The organism is Egbenema bharatensis FJBBOT/2019 (assembly GCF_048077055.1).
In the GTDB taxonomy this organism is placed as follows: Bacteria; Cyanobacteriota; Cyanobacteriia; order Elainellales; family Elainellaceae; genus Egbenema; species Egbenema bharatensis.
Genome location: NZ_CP182236.1, coordinates 5,813,683 through 5,827,729 on the forward strand (window position 1 = coordinate 5,813,683; position 14,047 = coordinate 5,827,729).

A 14,047-nucleotide genomic window follows, 5' to 3' on the forward strand; every position below is an offset into this window, starting at 1 on the left:
AATCCCTCTCAGGGATTGAAACTAGTTCCTCCTGATGGCAAGTATTTTGTATGATTCGATCGAATGAACCTTAATCCCTCTCAGGGATTGAAACAGTAGAAGAAGGCTCCTTAACCGGAAGAGGAATTGATCGAATGAACCTTAATCCCTCTCAGGGATTGAAACCAACTGGTCTTGAGTCTAGCCATACTTTAGGTCGTGATCGAATGAACCTTAATCCCTCTCAGGGATTGAAACCCAAAGTGTTGGCAAGTGTGCTGAATCGCTTCTAAGGATCGAATGAACCTTAATCCCTCTCAGGGATTGAAACATGAAAGAATGCTGCATCTTCGTTCTTCTTCTGCTCGATCGAATGAACCTTAATCCCTCTCAGGGATTGAAACGATTTTAGCACATAGCGCAAGCCGCTACGGGATTCCGATCGAATGAACCTTAATCCCTCTCAGGGATTGAAACTTTGCAGCCATACCAGGAGTCGATCGATGATATTTATGATCGAATGAACCTTAATCCCTCTCAGGGATTGAAACGTATGGACGATCGTTCCTCGATAGAGCGGATGCAGCGATCGAATGAACCTTAATCCCTCTCAGGGATTGAAACAAGATGATCCACTTTGGACACAGTGGCTATGGGCGATCGAATGAACCTTAATCCCTCTCAGGGATTGAAACATCTCTTTCACGCCCCTCCAGGACACGATGAGTTAGATCGAATGAACCTTAATCCCTCTCAGGGATTGAAACATGTGCCCGACAGGTCTACCATCTCTAATGATGAGGATCGAATGAACCTTAATCCCTCTCAGGGATTGAAACCTGGCTCTCGACCGCTCGATTTAGCTGAGACAGGAGATCGAATGAACCTTAATCCCTCTCAGGGATTGAAACTACGCGCATTCCCTTGTGCCCATTCGATCGCCTGCTGATCGAATGAACCTTAATCCCTCTCAGGGATTGAAACGATATAAAGAATTTGCGGAGCAGGTAGAGAGATAAGATCGAATGAACCTTAATCCCTCTCAGGGATTGAAACCCACCTTTACCCAAAGGAACGCGAATCAGTCCAGGATCGAATGAACCTTAATCCCTCTCAGGGATTGAAACTGGAGCGATTCAACCCAACGCTTTTTCCACAGCCAGGATCGAATGAACCTTAATCCCTCTCAGGGATTGAAACGAATTTAAACGGAAGGATCTTGTATACCATAAGAGATCGAATGAACCTTAATCCCTACCAAGAATTGAAATCTTACAAATAGCATTTGGTAATCCTATGATATTGGCAATCACACCTGAACGCGCCCCTTTGCAAGTGACTGACGAAGGTGCCGTACGCATCGGCAATACACGAGTCACCCTGGATACCATTGTGGCAGTCTTTCAGCAGGGGGCAACAGCCGAAGAAATTGCATATCGCTATCCATCTCTAGCCCTTGCAGATATCTACGCAACCATTGCTTTTTACCTTAATCATCAAACTGAAGTTGAACACTACTTACACGATCGCCAACAGCAGGCCCAGGAGATCCGTAATTTGAATGAGACACGGTTTGATCCTCAAGGACTGCGCGACAAACTGCTCGCTCGGAAAGCACAAAAAGAAGTATGTTAAAGCTTCTAGCAGACGAAAACCTTGATAACACAATTGTTAGAGGGCTGTTGCGGCGCAACCCAAACATAGATATTGTGCGAGTGCAAGACATTGGATTGTCGGGCAAAGATGATCCTACCATTCTGGAATGGGCAGCAGCAGAAAAGCGGATACTGCTTACCCACGATGTTGCCACGATCACTCGGTTTGCCTATGAGCGGGTCGCACAGGGTTTGTCAATGCCCGGTGTGATTGAGGTGAGAACAGATACTCCGATCGGGCGCGTCATAGAAGATATTTGCCTAATTCTAGACTGTGCTTTAGATGACGAACTGGATGGTCAAATTCATTACCTACCGTTCTAATTTCGCCATTCTTAGCGATCTCGTTTAACTTCATTTGTATTCGATCGAATGAACCTTAATCCCTCTCAGGGATTGAAACTATACGATCGGCTTCCAGTTCAGCAAACCAACACAAAAATTTTTTGCCAAAGAGATTGACGGAACCCAAAGAATTCACTACTCTGTTCTCTTATGGCGATGCCCTTACCTGGTGTGAGATCAGCCATCGTCATGCTCCTCAGGAGTTTTAGCGTGACCGAGTGATGTGAGCAACACCACTCAGCCACTAACCCGACAGACAAGTTAGCAGCGAGTCTGTACAGGCTAGGGTCTATTTTACTAAGGTTCGTCCAAGGCTAGAGTAGATTCCGGCTTGTTGGGGACAACTAAGCTCCTGAGTTTCTTCCCCTAAACCACAAAGGAATTCTTTCAAATGACAGGCGAAAACTTCATATTCAGTCCCGGCAGCGAATTTGGCTCGTTGCCCCATCGGGAATCGATCAAACTGATTGCGATCGGTTCCCCCGCAGGCGTGAACGAAATCATTCATCAACTCCACGTCCTCAACGTCCGCGATGCCACCACCTGGAGCCGCTTTCTACCCACTCCAAACTCCACCGAAGTCATGAAAATCAACACCCACTACCGAATCATCGATCGCCCATAAATCGCCCATAAACAGAAACCTGCTGTCAGGGATCTAGCAGAGCACCCCTGCTAAATCCCTGATTTTTCCCATCCCCCTGCGCCAGGGCAAACGTTTAGATTGGGTGTGATACGATCGAGCCTTGCCGTGCTTTCCACCCTTTTGGGCTTCACCTTAAAGTCTCATCAGGAAAGTCTCATCCAGGCTCACGCCTTGGCAACCCCAAAATCCTCACCCCACCCTCCCAACCATGCCCTACCACGCCCTCGCCACCGACTACGACGGAACCCTCGCCACCGATGGTCAAGTCGATCGCGCCACCCTGGACGCTTTGGAAAAGTGGAAAGACGCTGGGCGCAAATCAATCCTGATCACCGGACGACGGCTGGATGACTTTCAGACCGTCTTTTCTCGATTTGATCTATTTGATCTTGTAGTCGCTGAAAATGGGGGCTTACTCTATCGTCCAGCCGATCAGACCGAACAACTATTAGGGGAGCCTCCCCCCCAGAACTTTGTCCAACGACTGCGGCAGCGCATTTTAGAAGACGAGCGACCCCAGGCCGTTCCCGGAGAATTTGACAAAATCGTGAGCGATCAGGGTTTGCAGTGGTTAGCCTTCGGACGAGTCATCGTCGCCACCTGGACTCCCCACGATGTCACCGTTCAGGAAGTAATCCAGGAGTTGGGACTACGAGACTTGCAGGTAATCATGAACAAAGGCGCAGTCATGATTCTGCCAGTAGGAGTGGATAAAGCCCTGGGACTTCGGGCCGCAGCTCAGGAATTGCAGCTTTCTTTACAATCTGTTGCAGGGGTGGGAGATGCAGAGAACGACACGGCATTCTTAAGGTTATGCGGCTATTCCGTCGCCGTCGCCAACGCCTTGCCAGAGCTGAAAGAACAAGTAGATTGGGTATCTGAAGGCCACCGGGGAGCTGGAGTAACAGAGTTGATCGATCGACTTCTGGCAGCGGAATAAAGGGAACGACAAGTTTCCTGTTCCGGTTGGGCAAGATAGCGTTAGTATTAGGCAGCGATCGCCCCAATCGGGCAGTCTGTCGTTCATTCACCGCAAAACCTGTCGCTTAATTCGTAGCGTAATTAGTCTGAAACCCTATTTCTCAGAGATTCAGTCGTGACTTCCGAAACATCTCAAATCCAAACCCTGATTCATCAGATAGATGAGGTTCTCAACAAGACGAGTCCTCGCTTGCCCTGGGTCATGTCCAGTGATGCCGCCCAGCAGCGTCAAGTGTTAGAACAAACCCGTCACTATCTCCTATCCCTACAGAGCGAGAAGGCAAACTCCACGGATGTCCGAGCCAATGCGGGTAGTTCTCAGGATCAGGAAAACCGAGGCACGACGGCAACTCACCCGGAGGCATCCGCCGAAGCATCCGCCCAGCAAGTCCTGCAATCTGTCCTCCAGGAAATGACCTACCTGCGGACTAATATGCTGCAACCGATGCGATCGGATGTCGAAGTATTACAACATCAGCGAGAGGCTCTGCTTCAAGAAGTGCGTCGCCTGGAAATGCAGCGTCAGCAGTATGTCATGGCCCAACAACCGCCAGCCTATTTTCAAGAATATATGCAGGCAGCCATGAAGCAGATTCAGGAAAATCTCTCAGGGCAAGTGGCTCAAATGATGGCAGCCATGACAGCTCAAAATGCGCAGTTGCAGGGGTCTGAGTCAATCAGTGGCGATCTGGCGGCCCTCAGTCCCGTCGAGCGGTTAGAGCGACTACGGGCGATTCAATCCCAGTCCGATCAACTCCTGCTGCGGTTGGATACCACCCTGCGAGTCGTGTTTGAATCCCTTCAGCGGAACCTGCAAAGCTATCAGGACTCCCTGGGGGAAGGCTTGGGGCGTATGCACGATATGGGGCAGCAAGGGGAAGCCGTATTTGCCGCCTTTGTGGCCCGGCTGGCCCAGATTTTGGGACGGGAAGCCTCCTCCTTTTTGCAAAATCCCCAGTCTGGATGGGGCGAAGAACGACTTTCCTATGAAGATACAGCCCGAACCCTACCCGGACAGGAGACAGAACCCGATCGCCTCAAGGTAGAGAATGACCCCGATCAACAAATCTCTCGTTTATTAGAAGAACTCAACGCCCTAGATCAGTCAGGTGCGAACCAAACTGCATCGGGGGAACCTGTTCCGTTTGCCATTGATGATCCCAATTCGCCCCTTTCACCTGAAGCAGAACGAGAACGCCTGGAAGAACTCGATCGAGAATTGAGCCAACTGGATCTGTCTGCGCTGTCAGATCTGCCAACGGGTATTGAAGTTAGCCCCCTGGCAGAGGAGGAAGATCCCTTTTTTCCCTTTCCCCCCTTCTCGGAAGACGAACAATCGCTAGATCATTCTCCAACGCATCAGCAGCCGACTCCCCCCCCAGAACCAGCCCCCCTCGCCCTGGATGATGATCTGGACTCTGCCCTGGATCTACTCAGCCAAATTTCTGCTGCCGTACCAGAAGCTGGGACAGAACCGGGAAGCAATCTCGAATCTGAGCCAGAACTGAGGATTAACCCTTCATCACCGGAAGCAGGTTCTACGCCTGTCCCGCAAACTGAATTTGCATCAACCCCAGACGATCTCTATCAAGATGAATTCTATCAAGATTTTTTTGGCTCTGTTGATGAACCCAAAACATCCCAGGTGGAGAACCCAGTAGAGCATGCAGCAGAGAACCCGGTAGAGCATACAGTAGAGCATACAGCAGACGATCGAGCATCTGAAACATTTGGCATGATGGGCGATCGATTGCCCGAAGAATCGATCGCCCTGGAAGTGGAAGAAAGCGATGTCAACCACGATTTGTTTGCCGGACTGGCAGATCCATCCCAATCCGATCCCTTTCCCGCCGCAGGGGAGGATTTGCCCCATCTCGAACCGTTCTCAGAATTTCCGCAATCCGTAGAAAATCTGCTGGTGCAGCCAGCAGCACCGCAACCTCCGATCGAGGATCTCACCCTCGACACCTTCTTGAGCGAAGACCTTCCCGATCCCTTAGCAGGAATTGAACCAGAGCCAGCGGCAGAATCTGTGGAAACCATCGCCTCCTTAGCCGATCTCATCCCCGATATTGAGCCAGAGTCCTCGGTAGGGGGCGATCGCTCCTCTGCCCGTCCTGATGATGAAGCCTACGAAACAGCCCATCCAGGGGAAGACTTGTTGATTACAGAATCCGCTTCCCCGGAGCCAGCTTCAAACCTGCGATTGCCCGCCGACACCCTTCAGCAGTTGACCCACGACCTATTTAACCTGGAGGACACCCCCCCTGCGGTCGAGGTGACTGAATCAAGCTGGACATTAGCCGACTGGACAGAAGCAGTCGATGCTTCACCGCCCCCCGGAACGGGTGCGGCAGGAACAAATGCGGCGGGAACGGCTCCAGAGCCGGATGCCATTCAACCCTTTCAGGCTTCTGACTGGACAGACGGTCGTTTAGACCATCCACCCACCCGGCTTTCCAATCTGGCGATCGAGCAACTATTATTTACCGATCGTTTTGCAGGCGATTCATCAAGTCATCCACCGATCGATTCAGCCCGTGAGCTGAAGCGCGATCCAGCTACCGATCCAGCTAACAATCCGGCCCCATCTTCCCCCAGCCAACCGGGAACCCAGGAATCCACGCTTGCCAGTGATGCGGATCTGGGCACCACGATCGAAGATTGGTTTGCCAACGTGGATGCCGATCCAGTCGTTACACCAGAATCTTCCCAGCAGGAGCCAACCGCCCAGAATAGCGAAACCAACACCTTTACCCTGGACGGACTGGATAGTTTGTTTGAAGGGGTGCCCACCGCTCCTCCTCCCCGACAGCCCTCCGAAACGGATACCCAGCGAATTACGATCGACGATGTCTTTGGTGGAGCCTTCGCCCAGTCCCCACCAACGGATGCACCACCCCAGGACAACCCCTCTGAACTGAACCCGCCTTCCCGAACAGCCGATCGGGAAGTTGAAAAAAAAAAGCACCGATGGAACGGTAGCCGATCTGATTCTTGATTTGCTGGGGGAAGAGTCTCCAGTCCCATCCCCTGGATTGAGCCAGGATTCAACCGACCCGGAGCAAGCCACATCTTCTGGAACCGAGCCGCCATCCCAACCCACCCGCGATCGCGTCAATCTTCTGACTCCTCCCCTCAAGCCGGTTCCTGATGAGCAAACCAAAGGCTGGTTTGTGGGCATTGACCTGGGCACGACGGGACTCTCTGTGGTGTTGATGAATCCTGCCACCGAACAGTTCTACCCCCTCTATTGGACGATCGCATCGGATGCCAGCCCCTCCCCTTCCGAGGGAGAATCTCCCATACGACGCTTCCGATTGCCTACGGTGGCCGCATTTCCATCCCAGTCGGGCGATCGAGCCGCCGCAACCGCCTCTCCCCAACCCCGGTTCAGCCTACCCATTGCCCTTGCTGACCCTTTCCATCGCCCAGGCTCTAACTATCCTGTCCCTAACTATCCAGGCTCTAACCATCCTGACGCGCCTGCCCCCGTCTTCGTCCAGCCTATCAAACCCTACCTGCGGCTGGGCATTCCCTACCGCTCCCCCCAAACCCAGCAGTGGGAACCAGTACTGCAATGGTCTGATCACCAGCAGTTGCCCTTAGCCTGGCTGCAATCCGCGTTTCAAACCCTGTTACTCACCCTGAAACATCCCACCCGCACGACGATCGGTACGTTAAGGTGTAGTGCCCTGGGCTTGTCCGATCAGTCCTTGCAAAATGCCCTGCATCAACTGGCGGGAGTGGTAATGGGCTATCCAGCCAACTGGTCAGACACCTACAGCTTCAACCTGCGGGAAGGAATTCTGCAAGCGGGCTTAGTCGCTCAACCGGATCAGATTTTCTTTCTGGAAGATACGATCGCTACTCTGCTATCGGTGTTACAGCGGCAGAGGGAGCCTGAACCAACCGGACAAGCCGGACAAACCGGACAAGCTGGACAAGCTGGACAAAACCCTTCCTCACCTGATCCAGGGATTGTTTTACAAAATGCAGATTGGCAGGGGCGAACCCTGGTGTTGAACGCTGGAGCCACCGTGACGGAACTAACGCTGGTCAATCTACCTGCCCAACTCGCTACCCTGACCCATGCAGACTTTCTCCACCGCAGCCTGCCCTTTGCCGGAAACGCGATCGATCAAGACATCATCTGCCAGTGGCTCTATCCCTTATTACAACAGCCTCTAGCTCCCCGAACCCGGCACCTCGATCGCATTGATCTGACCCTGCCCGCAGTAGATCTGGCGGCGTTGGACTTGCAGACCTTAACCCTACCGACGGTGGGCGAGCCAGATTTACCCAACCGTTACCGTTTGCATCAACGGTTAGAAGCAGACCCGGCAGGTCAGATTCTCCTGGAAGCAGCGCGGCACCTCAAAATCGCCTTCCAACAGCAAAGCTACTTCACCTTACAACTGGGCGATCGAACCTGGACATTGCTGCGACAAGATCTGGGCAGTCGAGTCCTGTTACCCTACGTGCAACGGCTGAATCGAGAGTTAAACACATTGCTCAAACAGGCGGAAGTGACGGCTCCTGAAATCAGGCAGGTGATCTGTACGGGGGGAACGGCTTCCATGGGAGCGATCGCCCGGTGGCTCCGACAAAAGTTGCCCAATGCGGTGATCATTCAAGACACCTACACCCGCCCCACTGTGCCGCAGGATAACTGTATTTTTAGTTGCAGTCGGGTGGCCTACGGATTAGCCGTTTTGCCCCTCTGTGCCAACCTGCTCAACGTAGCTCGCCATCAGTGTAATGATTACTTCTTACTGCTGGAATTGTTGCGCCACTTCCCCAAACAGCCGACCTCAGCCCGCCGCATCCTGCAAACGTTGGAGCAAAATGGCGTGGATGCAGCCGTCTGTCAGTCCCATCTTCTCGCCCTGCTGGAAGGCCGTCTTCCCCCAGGTCTGATGCCAGCGGAGCGCGATCGGGTCTTGTTTGCCCCAGACTCTCTGCAAAACCCCTATTTACAGGCCATCCAGTCTGCACCTCTACTCCAAAAGCGGGGCAGCCATTACCATCCCAATCCCCAACAGCAGCAGCAGTTACAGCAATTTCTGGACATAATTCTGGCTCAATCTCGCCAAACCCTTACCCATCCCTACGCTGCATTGCCCCACACGCGGATCTCCCCCTCCTGATGGTTTCAGCCCAATTCTCAGCCCAATTCTCAGCCCAATTGCCAGCCCAATTCTCAGCCCAATCAATTGATGTCTCAGTCTTCTCTGGTTCCCTGAGACTATTTTTCTGAGACTATATCTCGCTAGAATCAGAAACGTACCCCTTGATCGATCGCGCCGTGCCAGAAGAAACCCCTCCAAAACCCAATATTGAACCCATGAGTCGCATTCAAATCCTGACCGCAATGGGTGTTACAGCAATTATTCTGCTCATCGTGTCGCGGCTGTGGCTGGCGTTAGATTCATCAGCGAATATGCTTCCCCTGGAATGGTCAAGTTCGGCATTGCTATGGGGATTGGGCGTTGGGCTGGGAATTACCGTAGCCAGTTCGATCGTCTACCGACTGTGGGCCGATTATCGCCAAAGTGCGGATTTCTATCTGGAACTGGTGCTAAAACCCCTGGCATTGCCGGATTTGATCTGGTTAGGGTTACTGCCTGGCATGAGTGAAGAGTTGTTGTTTCGCGGCGTAATGCTGCCAGCGATCGGGTTGACCTGGTTTGGGTTGGCAATTTCTAGCCTCTGTTTTGGCGTGTTGCACTTTAGCGGCAGCAAGCATTGGTCGTACGTCATTTGGGCGACGACGATCGGGGCTGTATTAGGATTCAGTGCGATCGCAACGGGAAATTTGCTGGTGCCGATCATTGCCCATGTCACAACAAATTTGTTATCCAGCGCTATCTGGAAAACAACGAATTAAACATTTAATTTTGTTGCGATCCTCTTGCATTTCACTACATTTCCCCCACTTGCACTGTTTGGTGCAGTGCTTTTTTAGGCATGATTTTTTTGCCGTTGAAGTAACAAAAATCAACCGAGTGGAGGAACCAATCTGAATCAGTTTTGCCTTAGACTCAGGGAAATCCGCTTAATACCACAAAACTTTAAGGTCAAGTCTTTGTTTAATCGAGCTTTCTATAATGGAAGCAATGAACTGAATCTAACAACACAATTTTTTACGAATTGAATTTTGTTCTGAATCAACCTTTTTCTGGCTCCTGAGGGGCCGCTGAACTCAAAGCATATCACTGTTTTTAGGGGGTCAAACCGATCGAATTGCCCCTCAGTTCTGCACTGAAATTAGCATTAAGCATCTTCAAAGTTAATTCTGTCTCAACGATGATTTTGGGGCTTGGATTCAACTCAAGACGCAATTCAGGATTCAATCTATTCGATCAATCACTCTCACCTTCAGTCGATCGCAAACCATGTATAGATCTCCCCTAGCCCCCCTTAAAAAGGGGAATCGAGCTAAAAAAGGTTTGAAGTCTCCCTTTTCAAGGGGGATTCAGGAGGAGCGAACGTAGGTGTTGCTATCAATGCAAATTCATTTTCGAGCGACTGACCTTATCTTTGAACCGAATCTTTGAACCGGCTCATTTCCATCAGAGTCCCTAAGGAGTAGCTATGCACACTGTGAACCAGTCTGAACACCCGCTGAATCAAACCGATCGAGAAACAGCATTCATCCTCTGGTACGAAGAAGTTGGCATTCATGATATTTCCCTGGTCGGCGGCAAAAACGCTTCATTAGGAGAACTGATTCGCCAACTGTCGGGGCAAGGCGTGAATGTCCCCTCTGGATTTGCCACCACCGCCCATGCCTTTCGTTACTTTATGCAACGGGCAGGATTGGACGATCGCCTGCGGGAATTATTTTCAGACCTGGATGTGGAAAACCTCAGCAACCTTCAGGAACGAGGACGACAAGCTCGTGCGATGGTTTTGCACACGCCTTTTCCCCCTGAGTTAGAGAATGCCATTGTTGCCGCCTATACTCAGATGTGCGAACGGTATGGAGCCAGTGATGACGACATTTGCGATCGGCTAGAGGGAACTGAACTGCAAGCCTATCGGGATTATAACTGTGGCATTGATGTGGCGGTTAGATCCAGTGCAACGGCGGAAGATTTACCAGATGCCAGCTTTGCCGGACAGCAAGAAACATACCTGAATGTTTACGGCATTAAGCCGGTCTTGGAAGCCTGCCATCGTTGTTTTGCTTCGCTGTTTACCGATCGAGCCATTTCCTACCGGGCGATTAAAAACTTTGATCATTTCGATGTGGCCCTTTCTGTCGGTGTGCAGAAGATGGTGCGATCGGACTTGGCCACCTCTGGGGTCATGTTCTCGATCGACACAGAAACCGGATTTAAGAACGCTGCCTTGATTACGGCCGCCTACGGATTAGGGGAAAATGTGGTGCAGGGAGCCGTCACCCCCGATGAATACCTGGTGTTTAAACCCACCCTGAAGCAGGGATTTAACCCCATTCTCGATAAGCGATTAGGCAGTAAAGAGATCAAAATGATCTACGACGAGGGGGGCGGCAAGCTGACCAAAAATGTGCCTGTGCCGAACCGCGATCGGCACAGGTTTGCCCTGGAGGATGACGAAATTCTCACCCTGGCACGATGGGCTTGCATCATTGAAGACCACTATTCTGAGGTTCACGGCTCCTACAGCCCGATGGATATTGAATGGGCCAGGGATGGAGTCACGGGGGAACTGTTTATTGTACAGGCTCGCCCAGAAACGGTACAGTCCCGCCGCTCCAGCAATACGCTGCGCCATTACCGATTAAAGGAACGAAGCAACCTTCTGGCGACGGGTCGGGCCGTAGGAGACTTGATCGGTCAGGGCCAGGTACGGGTGATTAATGATGTGGAGGATCTGGATCAGTTCCATAAAGGGGAAGTGCTGATCACCGATAAGACCGATCCAGACTGGGAACCGATCATGAAAAAAGCCAGCGCAGTGGTGACGAAACATGGGGGACGCACCTGCCATGCGGCCATCATTGCCCGTGAGCTGGGAATTCCGGCGATCGTCGGCTGTGGTCATGTCCTGGAAGACTTGCGGGACGGACAGGAAGTCACCGTATCCTGCGCCGAAGGGGAAGAGGGTCAGGTCTATGCAGGACTGCTCCCCTTTGAGATTGATGAAGTCGAGCTAGACAGCTTACCGCAAACCCGTACCAAGATTTTGATGAATGTGGGCAATCCCCAGGAGGCGTTCAAACTTTCCTATATTCCCAGTGAAGGCGTGGGTTTGGCCCGATCGGAGTTCATCATCGCCAATCATATTCAGGTTCATCCCCTGGCTCTGCTGCACTTTGATCAGCTCAAAGATAAAGCGGCGAAGTGGGATATTCACAACCTGACGGAGCAGTATGACCACAAACCCGATTACTTTGTCGATAAACTGGCTCGCGGTATTGCCACGATCGCGGCTGCTTTCTATCCCAACCCCGTGATTGTGCGGATGTCTGACCTCAAGAGTAATGAATACGCCAACTTACTGGGCGGCAGGCAGTTTGAGCCAGATGAAGAAAACCCGATGCTGGGCTGGCGGGGAGCTTCCCGGTACTATGACCCGAAGTATGCTGAAGCCTTTGGGCTGGAATGTGAGGCCCATCGTCGCGTTCGAGATGAGATGGGCTTAACCAACCTGATTCCCATGATTCCCTTCTGCCGTACCCCCGAAGAAGGACGAAGAGTGCTGGCAGAGATGGAAAAATATGGGCTGAAGCAAGGGGAAAACGGTTTGCAGGTTTACGTCATGTGCGAACTGCCGAGCAATGTGGAACTGGTGGATGAATTCGCGCAGGTATTTGACGGATTTTCGATCGGCTCGAATGACCTGACGCAATTGACCCTGGGAATCGATCGAGATTCGGCCCTAGTGGCTCATTTGTTTGATGAACGGAACGAGGCGGTGAAGCGGAAAATCCGCAGGGTGATTGAAACCGCCAAGCAGTTTAACCGCAAGGTGGGAATCTGTGGCCAGGCTCCCAGCGACTACCCTGACTTTGCCGCCTTCCTGGTGGAGTTGGGCATTGATTCAATCAGCCTGAATCCCGATTCCGTCCTGAAGATGTTACTGCAAGTGGCAGAAACCGAGTCGGAAGTGGCTGCTAGTGCAACTTCAGGAGACCTTTTTTGCAAGGGGTTCTAGCAAGGGACATTCAAACCAGCCACACACTCTGGTCTTTAATTCCTGTACACTCAATTTCTGTTGCGGTTCTACAATTGCTCGTTTTGCATGTATCCACTTCGGTTCAATCGCATTCAACCAGGGACTCTTTACTGGTAACTGACACACGATCAATCGCACTCCCTTTCCAGTTTGTTTGACTTGTGCATTATGTTGTTTAATCCATTGCTGGACTTGTTTAGAGACATGCCAGCTCGCATTGTCCCAGACCAACGGCATGACTCGTTTTCCCATCTCGCTCACTTGAGCCGTGACCCACTCTAAAAATTGACAGGTGATCTCACTGACCGGGCGCTGCTCGACAAAACGCAATAACATTTGTGCCTCTGCTCTCAAGTAAATGCCATAACAAGCAATTGCCTTCGGCTCAGTTTCAGCTTTGTCAGCTGTCTTCTCCACCAACTGCAATGGCTGACCCTCCTCACTCCAACTGTGCATCATTGGATCACGCAGCCGACTCCACCACACCTCGTCGAGAAATCCTACCACCCAATCTGGGTTTTGCTCACTCATCTGGATCAAGCGGTCGCGTTGCCGCTTTTTTAGCTCATACTGCTCATCGGGAGAAACAATCCAGGCTTTAGCTCGACGCCAGCTAATCCCCATTGCTTTGAGTGCTTCCTCAATCGTGGTACGGCTCACCTGATGCTCGGTGAGACCTTGCTCATGAGCCACCTCTGCTAGCAAGTCCAACGTCCAGGTGGAACGAGATTTGCCATAGTGCCGAGGATTGGCATGCAGCAACTGATGTAACTGAGCACGCTTGTCCTGATCAAAGATGGGTTTGACCGTTTTAGGGCGACTCGATTGGGCTTGCAAACAAGCTAATCCCTGCTGATGGAAGGCACGTATGGTATTGCGAACAGTCTGAACACTGCAACCGACCGCAGCAGCAATTTCTCTGGCTTGAGTTCCTCGGGCACTGGCAAGCAGAATTTGGCAACGGCGTAGGGTAAAGGCATTTTTAGATCGCAATCCCTGTTCGAGGGCTGTTTGCTCAGTCTCACTCAAGGGACGCACGTATAGGGGGGGAAGCATCAGGACAATCAGCAAATTAAAAGTTGTTAATCCTAGCGTAACTTCTGCTCTCACCAATTGCACAATAGCTTCGGTGAAGTCACACTAGGGATTCTTAAAGGAATGATGCTCTCGGGAGTATCCCAATTTGAACGTGATCAATTTCCGTAGCGCAGGCATCTTGCCTGCCAGTGGATGATTTCTAATGCAAATGCAAAATTGGGATACACCCGATGCT

The 14,047-nt window shown here is 51.5% G+C and carries 9 protein-coding genes and 1 CRISPR repeat array (1 of these 10 cut by a window edge); of the genes, 8 read left to right on the top strand and 1 reads right to left on the bottom strand.

The features are described from left to right. Nucleotides 1–1,250: a CRISPR direct-repeat array (repeat unit 37 nt; unit sequence GATCGAATGAACCTTAATCCCTCTCAGGGATTGAAAC) (it extends 1,755 nt beyond the left edge of the window). Nucleotides 1,251–1,275: 25 nt separating this feature from the next. The 8 genes from ACM1PF_RS27215 to ppsA all read left to right on the top strand — a co-directional run bounded on the left by ACM1PF_RS27215 (nucleotide 1,276) and on the right by ppsA (nucleotide 12,753). Then, on the top strand, nucleotides 1,276–1,614 hold the full coding sequence (locus ACM1PF_RS27215) for a DUF433 domain-containing protein (RefSeq protein ID WP_416669162.1): 339 nt from the start codon (nucleotides 1,276–1,278) through the stop codon (nucleotides 1,612–1,614). After that, nucleotides 1,608–1,958: a DUF5615 family PIN-like protein gene (locus ACM1PF_RS27220; protein ID WP_416669164.1), complete on the top strand. Its 351-nt coding sequence runs from the start codon at nucleotides 1,608–1,610 to the stop codon at nucleotides 1,956–1,958. The genes ACM1PF_RS27215 and ACM1PF_RS27220 overlap by 7 nt, the downstream gene beginning before the upstream one ends. A 412-nt stretch (nucleotides 1,959–2,370) precedes the next feature. After that, nucleotides 2,371–2,604, top strand: a complete 234-nt coding sequence (locus ACM1PF_RS27225) for a hypothetical protein (protein WP_416669166.1) — start codon at nucleotides 2,371–2,373, stop codon at nucleotides 2,602–2,604. Between the two features lie 229 nt (nucleotides 2,605–2,833). Beyond that, a complete protein-coding gene (locus tag ACM1PF_RS27230; protein ID WP_416669168.1) occupies nucleotides 2,834–3,565 on the top strand; it encodes an HAD family hydrolase in 732 nt (243 codons plus the stop codon). A 156-nt stretch (nucleotides 3,566–3,721) separates the two neighbouring features. Beyond that, nucleotides 3,722–6,607: a hypothetical protein gene (locus tag ACM1PF_RS27235; RefSeq protein WP_416669169.1), complete on the top strand. Its 2,886-nt coding sequence runs from the start codon at nucleotides 3,722–3,724 to the stop codon at nucleotides 6,605–6,607. Further along, entirely contained in the window at nucleotides 6,561–8,756 is a 2,196-nt protein-coding gene (locus tag ACM1PF_RS27240) for a hypothetical protein (RefSeq protein WP_416669171.1), read from the top strand. The genes ACM1PF_RS27235 and ACM1PF_RS27240 overlap by 47 nt, the downstream gene beginning before the upstream one ends. A 197-nt stretch (nucleotides 8,757–8,953) precedes the next feature. Next, a complete protein-coding gene (locus tag ACM1PF_RS27245) occupies nucleotides 8,954–9,496 on the top strand; it encodes a CPBP family intramembrane glutamic endopeptidase (protein ID WP_416676813.1) in 543 nt (180 codons plus the stop codon). 707 nt (nucleotides 9,497–10,203) lie between these two features. After that, nucleotides 10,204–12,753, top strand: a complete 2,550-nt coding sequence (gene ppsA, locus ACM1PF_RS27250) for a phosphoenolpyruvate synthase (protein WP_416669173.1) — start codon at nucleotides 10,204–10,206, stop codon at nucleotides 12,751–12,753. On the opposite strand, the gene ACM1PF_RS27255 is transcribed toward ppsA, so the two are convergent. Then, complete coding sequence (locus ACM1PF_RS27255) at nucleotides 12,724–13,893, bottom strand: IS630 family transposase (RefSeq protein WP_416666321.1); 1,170 nt, start codon at nucleotides 13,891–13,893, stop codon at nucleotides 12,724–12,726. The two genes, ppsA and ACM1PF_RS27255, sit on opposite strands and share 30 nt — an antisense overlap. Nucleotides 13,894–14,047 lie beyond the last annotated feature (154 nt).